Raw genomic sequence first — 19,716 nt, 5'->3', positions numbered from 1 at the left:
ATTAGGAGTAGAAAAATGTTTAATAAAATAGTTAATATACTAAAGAAAATAGGTAGATTATCTTTTCAAACAATAGATATGATTATTTTTAAATTCATATCTATTGTTTATAAAAATAATCCTAAATATAAAGACCTATGGTTAATATGCGAAAGAGGAACAGAAGCAAAAGACAACGGGTATTGGATGTTTAGATATATAAGAGAAAATCATCCAGAAATAAATGTCTACTATTTAATAGATAAAAGTTTTAAAAAAGATTATGATAAAGTCAAAATATATCAAAATATAATACCATATGATAGTTTTGAGCATAAGATAGCTTTTATATTGTCTAAAAAGGTTATATCTCCATATACAGGATTTATAGAACCATGGAGCTATAAATTATATAAAATGATTTTAGATAGAGAGAATAAAAAAAGATACATTTTCTTGCAACATGGAATAATATACAATGATGTAAGTGAATTTTTAAATAAAAAATCTATTAGAATTGATAAATTTATAACATCAACTCAAGAAGAATATAATGCTATAGCGAATAATCAAGAATATGGATATTATAATAATGAAGTTGTACAAACTGGTTTGCCTAGATTTGATAACTTACATAATAATAAGCCTAAAAAGCAAATACTTTTAATGCCTACTTGGAGAAAAGAATTAACGGTTCCTTCATATATGAAAAATAGTGATTCTAAAGATGATTTATTTTTAAAATCAGATTATTATAAAAAATTTAATTCATTAATAAATAATAAAGGATTAGAAAAAATATTATCTAATAGTGGTTATAAGTTAATATTCTATCCTCATTATGAATTACAAAAATATTTGAAATATTTTAAGGTTAATAGCAAAAATGTTGTAATAGCTGATAAGGAAAAATATGATGTACAAGAACTTCTTATGGATGCTAAGTTATTAATAACTGATTATTCAAGCATATTTTTTGATTTTGCTTATATGAAAAAACCATTAATTCATTATTGTTTTGATGAACTAAAGCATTATAAAGCTGGATATTTTGATTTTAGAAAAAGTGGGTTTGGCCAAGTTGTATCAGGTGAGTCTGAAGTTATAGAATTAATAACAAAGTATATTGAAAGTGACTTCAAGTTAGATGAAATTTATGAATCTAGAATAAATAGAACATTTAATATAAGAGATAATAAAAACTGTGAAAGAGTTTTTGAAGAAATAAAATCATTATAATAAATATTTAAGGAAGGTGGTATAGTGAAGTCATATGATGACAGTGAATTTTTAAGCATAAGTAGTGCAAATATGATTGGAGCTATATTACTGTTTTTTTTAGTTGTAAAATATTATAGAAATATTTTATTTCATAGTGTTGGATTTCCGTTAACTACGATATCTACACAAATAACAATAATATTATCAATAATACTAATAATAAATGATTTGAAAAAATATAATATTTTTCATTTTATATTGTTAGTATTATTTTTTATTCAATTTAAAATAACTAATAATAATACAATTATATATATATATACTCTAGCATTAGGGTTGTACAATAGGGATTTAAAGAAAATACTTAAGCTTTATATTGTTACTAATATAATATTTTTTTTATCATGCTTAATACTGAATTTATTAGGTATAAAGCCAAGTGGATATATACATGGAAGAAATAATTTAGGATTTAGCAATCCTAATGCAGCATATATGGCATTTTTCATTATATGGGCTTCATATCTTTATGTTAAATTTGATAAAATGGATAAAAAAGGGTTTATAATAATTTTAATATCTCCATTGATCATATATGCGGAGACTAGAACCCAAACAGGTTTAATAACCGTGTTTATTTGTATTGCTTTTGTTTTAAAATTCAGAAGAATAAATATTAATAAAAAAATATATAAATATTTATTTTCTATATATCCGATACTTTTAACTATGGCTAGTTTGATATTAACTTTTGCATTTAATAATCATTATTGGATTAATGAGTATTTATCACATAGGCCATATTATTGGAACAAATACTTAACTCATCCAATTTATGGGCTGAATCTTATGGGATATGAGCAAAATATAAGAAAATTAGCATTTTATCCTAAGATACCTTTAGATAGTGGTTATATATGGACTTTATATAGTGGAGGTATATTAGTATTTTTAATTATAATTTTGTTGTATATGTATGCTATATATAGGTTATGTTGTAAAAATAAAAAAGCAGAAGTACTATTGATTTTATCTATTCTTACATATTCATTTGCAGAAAGTATATTATTAAATATCACAATTAATTTAAGTTTTATATGTATACCTTATGCAATAGGAGAAATAAGTAATAGAATTAAAATATTTAAATATAAATAAGTGCTTAATTAAGTATTTAAGGAAGGTAGATTTTATGAAAACTATTTGCTATTTAGCTGATGGGTCAAGTCCGCATACTATTAAATGGTGTGATTATTTTAAAAAAAGGGGTTATAATATACATGTTTTATCATTAAATGGTGGTAAAATAGATGGTGTAACAGTTCATAATTTTGATGCTAATGTTGTAGAGCAGAGAAATAAAGGACTGTTACAAAAGATGGGAAGAATAAAATTTATTGATGAAATGAAAAGAACATTAAAAGAAATAAATCCAGATTTATTGCATGCACAGTATGCAAGTAGTTATGGATTTTTAGGAACATTATTAAAAAAACATCCGTATGCAATTTCTGTATGGGGAACAGATATATATGAGTTTCCTAATAATGGGTTTATACAAAAACAAATTATAAAACATAATTTTAGAAAAGCTGATTATATATTTACTAACAGTAGAGCTATGGCAAGAGAAGTTAATAAATATACAAATAAAAATGTAGATGTTACTTTTTTTGGAGTAGACATGGAACGATTTAAACCAGTAGAAGTTAAAAAAGATGATGCATTTGTAGTAGGTATAGTTAAAAGTTTAGAAAAAAGGTATGGTATAGAATACCTTATAAAAGCATTTAAACTTTTGAAAGATGAATATCCAAATAAGAAGTTATTATTAAAAATAGGTGGATCAGGACAGAATTTAGATAACTTAATAAACTTAGTAGATGAGCTAGATCTTAAAAATGAAGTAGAGTTTTTAGGAAGGATAGCTCCTAATAGTATTGCTAAAACATTTTGTAGTTTTGACGTTACTGTATTTCCATCTTTAAGGGAAGGATTTGGTGTTGCTGCAATTGAATCTCAGGCATGTGAAGTTCCTGTTATAGTTACAAATGTAGGTGGTCATCCTGAATCTTTAGATAACAATAAAACTGGATTTATAGTTGAGTCAAAAAATCCAGAACAAATAAAAGAAAAAATAGTTACTCTTATGAATGATGAAAACTTAAGAAAAAACATGGGAAAACAAGGTCGAAAGTTTGTAAAAGCAAACTACGAAGTTAATCAAAACTTCCATGATATTGAAGAATTGTATAATAAAATATTAAATAAATAAAAGAAAATCATATATTTATGTCACTTTAGTGGTATAATATAGAATAACAAATGGCTTAGTCTAGGAGTAACTTTTAAAGTTGTACAGGCTAAGCCTTTTTAGGCGATAAAATGTAAAAATCAATTTTGGAGGGATTTATTATGAATAGCAAAGATATTGATAACAAATGCAGAGTAATTATTCCTACAAACTTTAATAAAGATGAATATATATCAAGAGTTTTGATAATTGGGGCAGGGTGTGCTGGTGAAATGGTTATACATGAATTAGAAAAAAATCCTCAATTAAAGAAAAAAGCTGTAGCCATAATAGATGATAATATTAAAAAAATAGGTGATAAAGTTCATGATGTAGAGGTTGTAGGTACTAGAGAAAATATTAAAGAGGTAGTAAAAAAATATAAAATTGATGAAATAATATTTTCAATAGCTAATTTACCTAGGATAAATAAAAAGTCAATATTAGACATATGTAAAAGTACTAATTGTAAAGTTAAAACAATACCTGGAATATATGAAATTATAGATGGAAAAGTTGATATAAAGCAAGTAAGAGATGTAGATATAGAAGACTTATTAGGTAGAAATCCTATTGAAGTTGATTTTGATTTGATGGGAAGCTATATACAGGATAGTACGATATTAGTTACTGGAGGTGGGGGATCTATAGGATCAGAGCTTTGTAGACAAATCGCTCACCTTAAACCAAAGCATCTTATAATGTTAGATATATATGAGAATAATCTATATTCTATTCAACAAGAGCTAATACGAAAGTATGGACAAAGCTTGAAGTTAACAACATTAGTTGCATCGGTAAGAGAAGAAAAACGAATAGAGAACATATTTAAAAAATATAAACCAGAAGTTGTATTTCATGCTGCTGCTCATAAACATGTACCATTAATGGAATCAAGTCCAGGTGAAGCTATAAAAAATAATATATTTGGAACTTTAAACGTTGCAACACTAGCAAGTAAATATAATGCAAAACGATTTTTATTAATATCAACAGATAAAGCAGTAAATCCTACAAATATAATGGGAGCAACTAAGAGAGCAGCAGAGATGATAATTCAATCTTTAAATGAAGTGAGCAATACTGAGTTTGTAGCGGTTAGATTTGGAAATGTTTTAGGAAGTAATGGAAGTGTAATTCCTTTATTTAAAAAACAGATAGAAGAAGGTGGACCAGTTACCGTTACACATCCAGATATAATAAGATACTTTATGACTATTGAAGAAGCAGTTGGATTAGTAATTCAGGCTGGAGGAATGGCTAAAGGTGGAGAAATATTTGTATTAGATATGGGAGAACAAGTTAAGATAGTTAACCTTGCAGAAAACTTAATTAGACTAAGTGGATTTGAACCATATGTAGATATAAAGATAACTTTTACTGGACTTAGACCTGGAGAAAAGTTATTTGAGGAATTGTTAATGGCAGAGGAAGGATTATGTAATACTAATCACAAAAAAATATTTGTAGGGAGACCTATGGATTTTAATAAAGATAATCTTCAACAAGGACTTAAAGAATTATGGAATATTGTAGAAGATGAAGAAGAGGATCTCATTGAAGGAGCTATGAAAAATTTAGTTCCAACATTTGTGAATCCTTCAGATGTTAATATAGTAAGTTAAAAAGGAGTTTAATTATGTCAAAAGTAGCTAAAGCTGCAGCTGGCCTTATGATAGTAACTATATTATCAAAGGTTTTAGGACTAGTTAGAGAACAAGTTTTAGCAGCAGCTTACGGAACACAAATGTACGCAGCTGCATATTCTACTGCAAATAGTATACCGGTAGTTTTATTTTCAGTGATAGGTTCGGCAATAGCAACGAGTTTGATACCTATGTACAATAAATTAAGAAAAGAATCTGGAGAAGATAGAGCCTTAGAATTTACCAATACATTAGTAAACCTAGTATCTATAATTTGTTTAGGAATAGCAATTTTGGGGGCGATCTTTACTGAACCTTTAGTTAAACTGTTTGCAGCAGGGTATACAGGAGAGATATTAGAAACTACAGTAAGTTTTACTAGGATATTGTTATTTAGTATTATATTTATAGGACTTGCTAATATTATGACTGGATTTTTACAAATTAAAAATAATTTTTTAATTCCCGGACTTATTGGCATACCTTATACGATAGTAATTATACTATCGGTATATTTAAGTTTAAATCATGGAATTTATGTATTAATATATGGAACGTTAATAGCGTTAGCATTTAAATTTCTGTTCCAAGTTCCATTTGCTTATAAAAAGGGTTATAGATATTCCTTGAAAATGAATTTAAAAGATGATGGTATAAAGGAAATGATGGTTCTTATTATGCCTGTTGTAATAGGAATTGGTGTTAGTCAGCTAAATACCATGATAGATAGGAGTTTAGCATCTATATTAGGAGCTAATATAGTAGCATCCTTTGGATATGCAAACAAACTTTATGAATTTGTACAAGCTTTATTTATAACATCAATCTTAGCGGTTGTATATCCGAAATTGGCTAGTTTATTAGTAAAGGATGATATGAGCTCATTCAAATTTTCATTAAGGAAAACTATGAATGTAATTATAATATTAATAGTTCCTATAGTAGTAGGTGCTGTAGTTTTAGCTGTACCAATAGTTAAAGTACTTCTTCAAAGAGGAAGATTTACATATGAGGATACTTTAATTACTGCAAATATATTGAAAATTTACACAGTTGGAATTTTAGCGGTTGCAATAAGAGATGTCATGTCTAGGGGATTCTATTCGTTACACGACAGCAAGACACCTATGAAAAATGGTATGGTTGCAATAGTTGTAAATATTGTTTTAAATCTTCTATTTATAAAATTCTTAGGATACAAAGGGTTGGCTCTTGCAAGTACAATTGCAGGATATGTAGGATTAATATTATTTTACTTTAGTTTAAAAAAGAAAATAGGTGATTTTCAACAAAATGAAATATTTATTGTATTTTTTAAATCTTTAATAGCAGCTACTATAATGGGAATTTGCTCTAAATTGACATTTGAATATGTAGATTCTATACTTTCTGCAGGATTTTTATCAGACCTTGTTAGCCTAGGATCTGCAGTTGGTATAGGTGTGCTAATTTATTTTATTTTGATATACCTATTAAAAGTTGAAGAATTAACTAGTATTATAGATATAGTAAAAAGTAAATTTAAAAAATAAAAATAATCTGAACATAGAATTCTATGTTCAGATTATTTTTATTTAGTAGAATACTATACTTATAATGAATCGAGATTATTTAAATTTATACCATCTTAAATTTGAATTTTTAATTAGTTAAAGATAAAAACAAAAAACTACAAAATATAACATTGCATTGTATTATACTTAATAGTAAGGAATTAAATTAATATCAGGGGGGACAGTAGTGAAAAAAAAGATTATAGGAATTTTGATAGGCGTAAGTATATCTTTAGGGGGATGCATAACAGGTAATGCTCAAGAAAGTAAATTTATAGAAAAAAAAGAGATACATACTGTAAAAAAACAAGAAATAAACTTAACTAAAAAATCTGCAAAACTTAGAGATGGCTGGTGGGATTTAAATTATGGAGAATGGGCATATGTTAAAAATGGAAATTTTGTTTTTGATGATTGGGTTAAAATAGACTCAAATTGGTATTATTTCAATGAATATGGTTGGATGGTAAAAAATACATCGTGTTATATTGATGGAAGAGAGTATTTTTTCAATAATAGTGGTGTATTAGTTAAGGACAGATGGACAAAAGTAATATACAATGGTAGCTATGAGTGGATTTACTCAGATTCATCAGGCGTTATTAAAAAATCATCTTGGGTTAAAAATGGTACTAATTGGTATTATGTTGATGATAGAGGCATAATGGTTCAAAATGAAACGTATATTATAGATGGCAATAAATATTTCTTTAAAAGTGATGGTGTAATGGCCCAAGGTGGATGGGCTAATGATGGGGAATATTGGTACTATGCTAGTTCTTCAGGAGCATTGAAAAGAAATAGTTGGATGAATGAAAATAATAATTGGTATTATTTACAATCAGATGGTATGATGGTCCAAAATAGTATATATGAAATAGGATCAACTAATTATTTTTTTAAAGACAATGGTATAATGGCTAAAAGTGGATGGGCTACAGATGGAGATGATTGGTATTATGCTAGTTCTTCAGGTTCCTTAAAAAATAATAGTTGGCTAAAGGAAGGTAATAAATGGTATTATTTCAATGCGTATGGATACATGATAAAAGATATTAGGTTTGAATATAATGGACAAACATATTACTCTGATGAAAATGGTATAATGAGAACTGGATGGATAAAAATATATGATGAGGAAGATGGAAAATATATATGGATGTATGCCAATTCATCAGGACATTTATATTCTAATGGATGGAAACAAATAAATAATGTTTGGTATTATTTTGATGAATGTAGAATGAGTACGGATACATGGATAGGAAAAGATTACTATGTTGACTCTAGCGGTGCAATGGTAAAAGGATGGAAGAATATAAGATGTGACTATGGATATGAAAGTCATTCATTTTATTTTGGAAATGATGGAAAGCTAGTTAGAAATAAGAAAATAGGTGATTATTGGGTTAATGAATATGGTTATTATGGAAGTGATGCTCATGCTCATGATTATAACTCTCTAGGGTAACATATTTATTTAAAAAGTATCTCTGAATAAGAGATACTTTTTTTGTGGAAAATTAAAAAAATATAGTTTTTAATAATTAGGTAAAGAAAACTTTGCTTTAAATTGCATTGTTTGACATAAAAAGTTTTAATATGATATACTTATTGAATGCTATAAAATGGGTAAATTATTAATAGAATTATAAAAAATTCATAGGAGAATTAGATATGAAAGTTGACAAAGAGCTACAAAGAAAAATCCAACTTAAAATACTAGAAATTCTGTTAGAAATAGACAGAATATGTATAAAGCATGATATAAAATATTATTTAGCTTACGGTACGACAATAGGTGCTATAAGGCATAAAGGTTTTATACCGTGGGATGATGATGCAGATATACATATGTTTAAAGATGATTATGAAAAGTTTAAAAAAATATGTGAAAAAGAGTTAGGAAAAGAGTATTTTTTACAAGATGAAGAAACTGATAAAGAATATAAAATGTTTCTACCAAAAGTAAGAATGAATAATACTGCATTTGTGCAAGATTGTACAGAAAAATGGAATATACATCATGGCATTTATGTAGATATATTTATATTAGATGATTGTCCTAATAATAAATCATTACAAAAGATGAATATAAAAATAAGAAAATATACAGAATGTACAAAAAGAGGAATTTATAATAAAGAAAATACAAAGAACTTTATTAAAAAAGCTATTATGCCATTAGCTCAAAATCAAGTTTTTTTAAAATTTTGGGAAAACTGTATATATAATAACTGTTCAAAAGATACCAATTTTTGTATAGATATAAATGATTTTGGAAACTTATTTCCAAGGGATGTATTTGGAACACCTAGAAGAGTGGAATTTGAAGGACATATGTTATATGTACCCGAAAAAGCAGAGGAATATTTAACTTATTATTATGGTGATTTTATGACACCACCACCGCCAGAAAAAAGAGTATCACATCATGATATAACTTTTATAGACTTAGAAAATGAATACAAAAAGGTAAATAGATAAGGAGTATATTATGTCAAAGGTAGCAAAAACTACGGTACTGATTATGGCTTTAACTATTTTTTCTAAATTTTTAGGACTAATAAGAGAGCAAGTTTTGGCTTATGCATATGGAGTTGGTATGTACACGGATATATACGTAACAGCAATGAAAATGCCAACTGTTTTATTTGCAGCAATAGGTGGGGCAATAGCAACTAGCCTTATACCTATTTACAGCAAAATAAATGAACAAAAGGGAACAGAAGAGGCTCATAAATTTTTAAATAATTTAATTAATATAGTGAGTATACTTTGTATTGTAATAGTAATTTTAGGTATGGTATTTACAGAACCTTTAGTAAAAATATTTGCAATAGGATTTACTGGTGAAAAGTTAGCTATAACTGTAAATTTTGTAAGAATAATATTATGGGCTGTTATATTAATTGGTTTAAATAATATAATAGGAAGCTACCTTCAGTTAAATAACAATTTTATGATTCCTGCATTAATAGGAATACCTTATAATATTGTAATTATAGCATCTATCATAATAAGTACAAAGACAAATGTATATGTTCTTATTATAGGGTCATTGCTAGCTTTAGCTTCACAAGTAATATTTCAATTGCCAGCAGTTAAAAAAACTGGTATGAGATATAAAGCATCTATTAATTTAAAAGATGAAAATGTAAGGCAAATGATAATATTAGTGCTACCAGTGCTAATAGGAGTAGGTGTAGAACAAGTAAATACATTAGTTGATGGGACTTTGGCTTCTACTTTTGGAGAAGGAGTTGTATCTGCATTTAATTATGCTAATAGATTATATGGATTTGTATCTGCTATATTTGTAACATCAATACTATCAGTTGTATATCCGATGATGGCTAAAAGTTTAGCATCAAATGATAAAGTTGCATTTAAAGAATCTATAAGAAAAACAATGAATGTTTTAATTATATTTATAATACCAATATGTGCAGGAACAATAGTATTATCAGGTCCGATAGTTAAAATACTTTTCCAAAGAGGAGAATTTAATGCCGGAGATACAATAATGACCGCTAATATATTGATGGTTTATATAGTAGGGATAATAGCATTTTCACTAAGAAATGTTATGTCAAGAGCTTTTTATTCATTACATGACACTAAAACACCAATGATAAATGGAGCAATAGCTATAGTAATTAATATAGCATTAAATCTTTTATTATCTAAATATATAGGATATATAGGACTAGCATTAGCTACGACTATAGCTGCATTTATAGGACTATTCTTGTTTATAGGAAGTATGCAAAAGAAAATTGGAAGCTTTGGAGCTAAAAATATATTAGTGACTTCAATAAAATCAATAGTTGCATCTGTGGTTATGGGAATTGTAACAAGTTTTGCATATAGTAATTTATATAATGTTTTAGGTACAGGATTTATAAATGAAGCTATAACTTTAGGGATAGCAATTTCTATAGGTGCGATTGTGTATATCATAGTAATTACTATATTAAAAATAGAAGAAACAAGTTATGTATTAGATTTAATAAAATCTAAATTAAATAGAAAATAACATGAAAAATGTAAAAAAATACTGGCAAATAAGACAGTATTTTTTATTTAATTTATATATAACATAATAGTTTGTTGAATGTTTGTTAAGATAATATTATAATAGAAGTATTGAAAAAAACAAGAGAATATATAGTTATTTAAAAGTTATAAAAACAATTAGGCATAAAAAATACTTTAAATCCTATAAAAGTTAATGAAGAGAAATTAATGCTAACAAATTAATAATAAAAATATAGCAAAAGTATAATTCTCTACTTAGTTAAAATAATAAAAATAAAGGTTTAAATTATAAATAAATTAAATCTAGTATACATGGTATATTAGAAATTTATTATAGCGGATTGTTTTATTTAGGGGAAATTCAATAGGAACAGATAAAAATTCCTGATTTTGATATTTTTTTATAATTGAAATTAACTAGCTATAATGTTAATTATTAAAATAAATTTAGAAAGAATAGATAAATATAAAGAAAGGACATATAAGTATTTTATAATACTAGATAACAAAACTGTGAAAGAATTTTTAATTAAATGAACAAGATATAACTTTTACACACAAAATACATAAGGAGAGTAGAGGTTATGAACGAATATTTAGTATCAATAATAACTCCTGTATATAATGCAGAACGATTTGTATCAGAGACAATAGAGTCAATACAAAATCAAACTTATGATAACTGGGAATTATTACTAGTAGATGACTGTTCAAAAGACGAATCGTATAAAATAATTAATAAATATATGAAAAATGATGACCGAATTAAATATATTAAACTAGATAAAAATTCGGGAGCTGCAGTTTCTAGAAATACAGGAATAAAAAATGCGAAAGGCAGATTTATTGCATTTGTCGATAGTGATGATTTATGGGAACCAGAAAAGTTAGAAAAGCAAATAAGCTACATGATAGATAATAAAATAGGGTTTACATTCACTTCATATAGATATATGAAAGAGGATGGAACAAAAACTAATAAAATTGCTAAAGCTCCAAATAAGATAAATTATAATGGTTTGTTAAAAAATACTATAATTGGGTGTTCTACAGTATTACTTGATAGAGATATTATAGGAGACTTTACCATGCCTTTAGTTAAAAAAGGTCAGGATACTGCAACTTGGCTAATGATTTTAAGAAATCAAGATTATGCGTATGGAATAGAAGAAGCTTTAGTTAATTATAGAATAGTTGGGAATTCATTATCAAGTAATAAAATTAAAGCATTAAAAAGAACTTGGAATACTTATAGAAATGTTGAAAATATAGGTTTTTTAAAAAGTTCATATGTTTTTTGTTTTTATGTATATAATGCAATAAAAAAGAGAATATAATATTATACTTTTGGAGGAGATAAGCATGAAAATTGCTATTGCTGGAACTGGATATGTAGGTTTAGTAACAGGTGTATGCCTAGCAGAAGTTGGTCATGACAATGTAGTTTGTGTAGATATAGATGAAAATAAAGTAGAACTTATGAAATCTGGTAAATCTCCAATATACGAAGCGGATTTAGAAGAGCTTATGAAAAAAAACTATAGTATAGGCAGAATAGATTATACAGTAGATTATCAAAGTGCATATAAAGATGCAGAGATAATAATGATAGCAGTTGGGACACCAGAAAGAAAAGATGGATCTGCAAATTTAGATTACATAAAAAAAGTAGCAAAACAAATTGCAAGTTCAATAACTAAGGATACTTTAGTTGTAATTAAATCAACGGTGCCCATAGGCACTAATCAAGATATAGAGAAGTATATAAGGAAAAATTTAAAAAATAATGTTAAGGTAGAGGTAGCATCAAATCCAGAATTTTTATCACAGGGAACTGCCGTAAAAGATACATTAAATGCATCTAGAATAGTAATAGGAGTAGAAAGTTTATGGGCACAGGAAATGTTGGAAAAAGTTTATAAACCTTTCAATCAACCTATAGTTGCTACAAATAGAAATAGTGCAGAAATGATTAAATATGCATCTAATGATTTCTTAGCTTTAAAAATATCATTTATGAATGATATAGCTAATTTATGTGAAATTGTAGGAGCTAATATAGAAGATGTTGCATTAGGTATGAGCTATGATGAAAGAATAGGAAGTAAGTTTTTAAAAGCCGGTATTGGCTATGGAGGATCATGTTTTCCAAAAGATACTAAAGCCTTACACTGGTTATCCACTCATAATGGATATGAATTAAAAACAATAAAAGCAGCAATAGAAGTAAATGAATGTCAAAAGCTTAGATTAGTTAGAAAGGCATCTCGTTTGGTTGAAAGCTTTGAGGGGATGAAAGTTGCTGTATTAGGACTAACATTTAAACCAGGTACCGATGATTTAAGAGAAGCACCATCTATTACTAATATAGAATACTTAGTAGATAGAGGAGCTAATGTTATAGCTTATGATCCCGTTGGAATTGAAAATACTAAGAAAATTTTCAAAGAAAATATAAAATATACTACAAGTATAGACGAGGCTATAAAAGATGCAGAAGCTTGCTTTATTATGACAGAATGGAAAGAAATAATTAATTATGATGTAATTAATTATAAAGAAAAAATGAAAAAAGCTTTAATTTTTGATGGAAGAAATTGTTATAAAATTGAAGACATGAAAAATCTAGGTATAGAATATTATTCTATAGGGAGATAATTTGGGGGCACTTTTTTATATTAGTGCCTTTTTATTATACTTAAAAATTTAAAGACAAATATTTTAATTTATTAAAGTAATTTAAATTAATTTTTTTATGCAATTTAATATAATATAGAATGAGGTTATAAAAATGAAAATAAAAGTTATGACTATTTTTGGAACAAGACCTGAAGCTATAAAAATGGCACCTTTAGTAAAAGAATTAGAATCAAGGATAGAAATTGAAAGTATTGTTTGTGTCACAGCTCAACATAGAGAAATGCTAGATCAAGTTCTTAGCACTTTTGATATATCACCTGATTATGACTTGAATATAATGAAAAATGGTCAGACATTAACAGAGATAACAGCTAAATCATTACAACAATTAGACGAGATTATAAAAAAAGTTAAACCAGATATAGTTTTAGTACATGGAGATACAACGACAACACTGTCTGGCACACTAGCATCATTTTATAATCAAGTATTAGTAGGCCATGTTGAGGCTGGGCTTAGAACATATGACAAATATTCACCGTATCCAGAAGAAATAAATAGGCAAATAACAGGAATTATTGCAGATATGCATTTTGCACCAACAGAAATTGCAAAACAAAATTTAATAAACGAAGGAAAAAAAGAAGATACAATATATGTAACTGGAAATACAGCTATTGATGCACTAAATACTACAGTTAGAAATGATTATAACCATAAGTATATAGATAATATAAAATCAAACAGATTAATATTAATTACTGCTCATAGAAGAGAAAATATTGGAAGTAATATGGAAAATATATTTAGAGCTATTAGACGAATTGTAGAAGAATTTACAGATGTAGAAGTTATATATCCAATACATTTAAATCCTTTAGTCAGAAAAATTGCTAATAATATATTTGAAGGACATGAAAGAGTAAAATTAATAGAACCTTTAGATGTTTTAGATTTTCATAATTTTTTAAATAAGGCATATATAATTATGACAGATAGTGGAGGAATACAAGAAGAAGCTCCATCACTTGGCAAACCAGTATTGGTTTTAAGAAATACAACTGAAAGGCCAGAGGGAATAGAAGCAGGAACTTTAAAATTAGCAGGGATAGAAGAAGAAACTATTTATCAAATGACAAAAGAACTTTTAACTAATATAGAAGTTTATAATTCTATGTCAAAAGCATCTAATCCATACGGAGATGGAAATGCTAGTAAGTATATAGTAGATGCAATAATAGAAAAATTTAAATAAAAAATGAACTCTTTACGGAGTTCATTTTTTATTTATCTTATTTGAGTAGCAGCGCCACTTCCGTCAATTCTCCAACCACCAATAGTTGTGTTTGTAGCCATTCTTCCTGAATCATACATATAGTACCATATATTATTTATTTTCTGCCATCCAGTCATCATTTGCCCTTTATTATTTAAGTAATACCAATAATTATTTACTTTTTGCCATCCAGTTGCCATTTGTCCATTATTATTTAAGTAGTACCATAAATTGCCTGATTGAACCCACCCAGTCATCATTTCACCACTTATAGTTAAATAATACCATTTATTTGAAAGTTCAATCCATCCAGTTAGCATTTCACCGTTATTGTTTAAATAATACCACTTATTATTAAGATTTAGCCATCCTTTTTGTTTTATACCATTTTTGTAATAAGACCATTTACTATTAGATTGAATCCATCCGTTTAAATCTTCTTTAATAGTAAAATTATATCTACCATTAGCATTTGAATCTGAAAGGTGGGAGCCTGATATATCTAAATAATATGTTCCTTCCTCTAAATCTAAAGATATATTTGTATCAATTGGTTTAGATTCATCGCCAAACGTATTTAGCCTAGACCAAACAAGTGCATTATTACTTTTACGAACCTTTATAGATGAATTAAAATATGAATTAAATTCAATTCTTACTTTCATTTTTTTAGAAATATCTATTTTATAAGTATCTGTTTCGGAATTCCATGTTAATAAACCATTTATTTGTTTATTAAAAGGTGTTAAATTAGGTGATAAAACTTCATTAGAATCTATAGATTGAAAATTAGATTTTACATGATAATCACCATATGTAGGGAAAGATGCAGTTATAGGTTTGGTTCTTCCGTAAACTTCTAAATAATAAGTTCCTGCATCTAAATAAACTGATTCACTTATTTTCATTTCTTTATCGCTATTATTATTAGATTGTTTATCCATAAAAACTTGTTTATTATCATCCGTAGTTAAGACAAAGTATGTATAGTCCTTAATACTTGAATAAATATCTAAAGAAAGTTTACCTGATTTATTTAGGACTATTTTATATGTATCTTGAGGGTTACTTTTAGATAACTGAGAATATGCTGTTTTTCCTATATATAAGTTAGATACTGCTTTACTTTCAGCTGATCTATTTTGTACACCTTTATTTAATGTATCTAAGTCCTGAGCATATGAGCAATCTTTATTAAATAAAAATATTCCAGTTACTAAAGATACGATAACTAAGTATTTACCTGAAAAAGTTATAAATTTTTTACTCATTTAAAAACCTCCGTTTATTAGTATTATTAATCAATGTATATGAATATCCGCATAGTGTCAAGCTTTTTTGGGCAAAATATTGTTTTAAATTAAAATAAATCAATTCAGAATTTAGTTAAAATTTTAAAAATTAGATTTCTAATTAAATTTATAGCATAAACATAAATAATAACTTTTAAATATGTTGACAATTATAAAAATAAGTAATATTCTATTATTAAGTTTATGTTCAAAAAATGAAAATAAGAGGTATGATATGGAAAAATTACATAAGATTTTATATATAATAAATGATAATCAATACGTAAACCAAAGAGAGCTTGCAGACAAATCCGGCTTATCTATAGGTGGTGTTAATGGAATAATAAAGGAGCTAGAAGAATTAGGTTATTTAATAATAGAAAAAGAAAAAAGAAAAAGCATATATAAGTTAACTGAGAGCGGTCTTAAAAATTTAGAACAATCTATACAAAAAGAAAAAAATAAAAAGATTAAAATGCATCAAGAGATAAATAAAAAGGTAACACAGGCAGTAATATTAGCTGCTGGAAAAAAAGAAGAATTTGGAATGCCTATAGCTTTTTTAGATTTGGATGAAAAAAAGATAATAGATAGATTCATGGATATATTAAACGAACATGGAATTGAAAGAGTTGTAATAGTAACAGGATATAAAAGTGAGTATTATGAAGAATATGCAAAGAAAAATAAAAATATAGTACTAGTTAAAAATGACAAGTACAAATGGAGTGGAACTATGATGTCTTTATCTATGGTAAAAGACATTATAGATGATGATTTTTTATTACTTGAAAATGATATGGTATTTGAAGAAAGAGCAATAAAAGAAATATTAAAAAGCAAAGATAGAGATTGCATGATTATTACAAGTGAAAGTGGATCAGGAGACGAAGCTTTAGTTGAAATTAGAGATGGATATGTATATAAAATGTCAAAGGATATTCATCAATTTAATAAAATAGATGGAGAAATGATAGGTATAAGTAAAATATCATATAAAGTATTTGAAAAAATGCTAGAACAATTCAAAGAGAATAAAAATCCATATCTAAACTACGAGTATATGCTTATGGATATCGGTAGAGAGTACAAAATAGGATATAAAAAGATCGATGATTTAGTATGGTCGGAAATTGATTCTATGAATCACTATAATAAATTTATAAAAAGAATTTATAGTAGACTATTAAGAAAAGAGCAAGAAATTAAAATAAATAATATAAAACAAAAACTAAAAGATATACTTAAAATTGAAGAAAATGAAATAGAAGAAATAGTTCCAGCTGGAGGAATGACCAATAAAAACTACTTAGTAAAAATTAGTGGGCAAGAATATATATTGAGGATGCCAGGTAATGGTACTGAAAGTATGATAAATAGAGTTAATGAAAAACACAATAGCACATTAGCTAATGAACTTTATATAGATACAGATATATTGTACTTTGATGAAATAACAGGTATCAAAATAAGCAAACTAATAGAAAATGCAGAAACTATAAATGCACAAACTGCCAAAAGAGAAGATATCATGGAATTAACAACATCTATACTTAGAAAACTTCATACTTCAAAATTGGAGTTTAAAAATGAATTTGATGTATTTAGTGAAATAATAAAATATGAGGATTTATTAAAAAAAGCTAACGGAAAAAACTATGAAGAGTATAAAGATATAAGAAATAAAGTTATGAAATTAGAATCACAATTACAAAACTTAGATAGAGAAATAAAGCCGTGTCATAATGATACAGTTCCAGAAAACTTTATAAAGGGTAATGAAAACAAATTATATTTAATAGATTGGGAGTATTCGGGTTCAAATGATCCTATGTGGGATTTAGCTGCTCATATTATAGAATGTGATTTCAGTGAAGATGAGGAAGAACTATTTTTACAAAAATATTTTCAAACTAGTAATATAGAAGAAAAATATAAAAAGAAAATTCTTATATTTAAAATATGTCAAGATTTTTTATGGAGCTTATGGACTAATATAAAAGAAGCTAAGGGTGATGACTTTGGTAGCTATGGTATAGATAGATACAATAGAGCTAAAGAAAATCTATTAAAATTATAAAAGTGGAGAATGAGATATGAACAATATAAAAAAGTTTGGAGTGAGTGCTGGGATTTTATCTGGTATGCTCTGGGGACTTGATACCGTTTTAACTGGATTTGTATTAGGTGCAACACCATTAGTATCAAGCCAAGAAGTTATTTTAATAGCACCTATTATAAGTGCATTTTTGCATGATACTTTTTCAACCTTATGGATGATGATATTTTCAATGTTTAAAGGTGAACTTTTAAAAACAATTAAACTATTAAAAACACGAAGCGGTAGATTTGTAGCTATAGCAGCTTTATTTGGGGGGCCAATTGGTATGGCAGCATACTTATTAGCTATAAATTATATTGGAGCAGGTTATACAGCTAGTATTTCAGCAATATACCCAGCAGCAGGAGCATTTTTTGCATATGTGTTTTTAAAAGAGAAGTTAAGCTTAAGAGGATGGATGGGTTTAATTTTAAGTATAATAGCTATTATTATATTAGGATATGCACCTGGAGGCAGCTTAACATCAAACTTTTTTATAGGGTTCATATGCGCACTTGTGTGTGTAATAGGTTGGTCTTTAGAAAGTGTGATTTGTGCATATGGTATGAAAGATGATGAAGTAAGTCCAACACAAGCTTTACAAATAAGACAGTTAGTGTCGGCAGTGGTTTATGGTCTATTAATAGTGCCTACTATTGGTGGTCTAAACTTAACATCTATAGTACTTACATCTAATATTTTGCCTCTTATTATAACAACCGCATTAATAGGAACTTTATCATATATATTTTATTATACGGCAATTGACAACATAGGTCCTGTAAAGGCAACAGGCCTAAATGTTACTTATTCTATTTGGGCAATTCTATTTGATGTATTATTTATAGGAAGCCCGATTACTTTAAAGTTAGTAATATGTGCTATACTGATAATTATAGGTTCAATAATGGTATCTAAAAATTGAAGCGTAAAGGAGAATAAAATATGAGAGCGATACTTTTAGCAGCTGGGATGGGAACTAGACTTAGACCGCTAACACTAGATACACCAAAATCCTTAGTAAAAGTTAATGGCAAACCAATGTTAGAAACTCAAATCCAATTTTTAAAAGAAAAAGGAATTGAAGATATAATTGTAGTTACAGGATATTTAAATGAAAAATTTGATTATATTAAAGAAAAATACGGAGTTGAATTAATTCATAACGATAAATATGATGTTTACAATAATATATATACTATGTATTTGGTCAAAGATTATTTAAGTGATAGTTATGTAATAGATGCAGATGTTTATTTACATAATAATTTTATAGATGAAAATATAAAAAAATCCTCGTATTTTAGTGGGTATAAAGAGGGATTTAAGAATGAATGGATTATAGAATTTGATGAAAATAATAGAGTGGAAAATATAGTTGTAGGTGATGATAAAGGATATATACTTTGCGGTGTATCATATTGGTCACAAGAAGATTCAACTATTATAGTGGATAAATTAGAAGAAGCTATAAATTCAGGCAAGTTTGAAAATTTATATTGGGATGATATCGTTAAAGATAATATTGAAAAGTTAAATGTTCAAATAAGAAAGATAAATTCTGATGATTGTTTTGAAATAGACTCTTTAGATGATTTAGAATTTGTAAATAATTATATAAAAACAAATTTTGACAAAAAAGAAGCGTAAGCTTCTTTTTTGCATTTGACAAGA

General features: G+C 26.8%; 15 protein-coding genes. 14 read left to right on the top strand and 1 reads right to left on the bottom strand.

Annotated elements, in window-relative coordinates; genetic code table 11:
• Positions 1 to 15 precede the first annotated feature (15 nt).
• The 11 genes from BLP75_RS11940 to wecB all read left to right on the top strand — a co-directional run bounded on the left by BLP75_RS11940 (position 16) and on the right by wecB (position 14,628).
• On the top strand, positions 16 to 1,218 hold the full coding sequence (locus tag BLP75_RS11940) for a CDP-glycerol glycerophosphotransferase family protein (RefSeq protein WP_092726363.1): 1,203 nt from the start codon (positions 16 to 18) through the stop codon (positions 1,216 to 1,218).
• Between the two features lie 24 nt (positions 1,219 to 1,242).
• Positions 1,243 to 2,358, top strand: a complete 1,116-nt coding sequence (locus BLP75_RS11935; RefSeq protein WP_092726362.1) for a hypothetical protein — start codon at positions 1,243 to 1,245, stop codon at positions 2,356 to 2,358.
• Positions 2,359 to 2,392: 34 nt separating this feature from the next.
• Entirely contained in the window at positions 2,393 to 3,475 is a 1,083-nt protein-coding gene (locus BLP75_RS11930) for a glycosyltransferase family 4 protein (RefSeq protein WP_092726360.1), read from the top strand.
• A 140-nt stretch (positions 3,476 to 3,615) separates the two neighbouring features.
• A complete protein-coding gene (locus BLP75_RS11925; RefSeq protein WP_092726357.1) occupies positions 3,616 to 5,118 on the top strand; it encodes a polysaccharide biosynthesis protein in 1,503 nt (500 codons plus the stop codon).
• Positions 5,119 to 5,132: 14 nt separating this feature from the next.
• Positions 5,133 to 6,671 carry a murein biosynthesis integral membrane protein MurJ gene (murJ, locus tag BLP75_RS11920; RefSeq protein ID WP_092726355.1) on the top strand — a complete coding sequence of 513 codons (1,539 nt, stop codon included), beginning with the start codon at positions 5,133 to 5,135 and terminating at the stop codon, positions 6,669 to 6,671.
• A 208-nt stretch (positions 6,672 to 6,879) separates the two neighbouring features.
• Positions 6,880 to 8,163: a hypothetical protein gene (locus BLP75_RS11915; protein WP_092726353.1), complete on the top strand. Its 1,284-nt coding sequence runs from the start codon at positions 6,880 to 6,882 to the stop codon at positions 8,161 to 8,163.
• 206 nt (positions 8,164 to 8,369) lie between these two features.
• The gene (locus BLP75_RS11910; RefSeq protein ID WP_092726351.1) at positions 8,370 to 9,179 is read left to right on the top strand and encodes a LicD family protein; all 810 of its coding nucleotides are present in this window, start codon (positions 8,370 to 8,372) and stop codon (positions 9,177 to 9,179) included.
• A 10-nt stretch (positions 9,180 to 9,189) separates the two neighbouring features.
• On the top strand, positions 9,190 to 10,731 hold the full coding sequence (gene murJ, locus BLP75_RS11905; RefSeq protein ID WP_092726349.1) for a murein biosynthesis integral membrane protein MurJ: 1,542 nt from the start codon (positions 9,190 to 9,192) through the stop codon (positions 10,729 to 10,731).
• A 586-nt stretch (positions 10,732 to 11,317) separates the two neighbouring features.
• Entirely contained in the window at positions 11,318 to 12,070 is a 753-nt protein-coding gene (locus BLP75_RS11900; RefSeq protein ID WP_092726347.1) for a glycosyltransferase family 2 protein, read from the top strand.
• Between the two features lie 25 nt (positions 12,071 to 12,095).
• Entirely contained in the window at positions 12,096 to 13,391 is a 1,296-nt protein-coding gene (locus tag BLP75_RS11895; RefSeq protein ID WP_092726345.1) for a UDP-glucose dehydrogenase family protein, read from the top strand.
• A gap of 133 nt (positions 13,392 to 13,524) precedes the next feature.
• Positions 13,525 to 14,628 carry a non-hydrolyzing UDP-N-acetylglucosamine 2-epimerase gene (gene wecB / locus BLP75_RS11890; protein WP_092726344.1) on the top strand — a complete coding sequence of 368 codons (1,104 nt, stop codon included), beginning with the start codon at positions 13,525 to 13,527 and terminating at the stop codon, positions 14,626 to 14,628.
• 32 nt (positions 14,629 to 14,660) lie between these two features.
• Here wecB and BLP75_RS11885 read toward each other — a convergent pair whose 3' ends face one another.
• Complete coding sequence (locus tag BLP75_RS11885) at positions 14,661 to 15,920, bottom strand: N-acetylmuramoyl-L-alanine amidase family protein (RefSeq protein WP_092726343.1); 1,260 nt, start codon at positions 15,918 to 15,920, stop codon at positions 14,661 to 14,663.
• A 256-nt stretch (positions 15,921 to 16,176) separates the two neighbouring features.
• On the opposite strand from BLP75_RS11885, the gene BLP75_RS11880 reads away from it, so the two are divergent.
• Genes BLP75_RS11880 through BLP75_RS11870 form a run of 3 tightly spaced genes read left to right on the top strand, consistent with a single transcriptional unit; the run spans position 16,177 to position 19,692 of the window.
• Positions 16,177 to 18,021, top strand: a complete 1,845-nt coding sequence (locus BLP75_RS11880) for an NTP transferase domain-containing protein (RefSeq protein WP_092726341.1) — start codon at positions 16,177 to 16,179, stop codon at positions 18,019 to 18,021.
• 16 nt (positions 18,022 to 18,037) lie between these two features.
• A complete protein-coding gene (locus BLP75_RS11875; protein ID WP_092726340.1) occupies positions 18,038 to 18,967 on the top strand; it encodes a DMT family transporter in 930 nt (309 codons plus the stop codon).
• 20 nt (positions 18,968 to 18,987) lie between these two features.
• A complete protein-coding gene (locus BLP75_RS11870; protein ID WP_092726338.1) occupies positions 18,988 to 19,692 on the top strand; it encodes a sugar phosphate nucleotidyltransferase in 705 nt (234 codons plus the stop codon).
• Positions 19,693 to 19,716: the final 24 nt, after the last annotated feature.

Origin of the sequence: Romboutsia lituseburensis DSM 797, from assembly GCF_900103615.1 — a bacterium.
Classification (GTDB): Bacteria; Bacillota; Clostridia; order Peptostreptococcales; family Peptostreptococcaceae; genus Romboutsia_F; species Romboutsia_F lituseburensis.
Note: the sequence above shows the minus strand (reverse complement) of the source record. Positions and strands in the feature narration are given on the sequence as shown.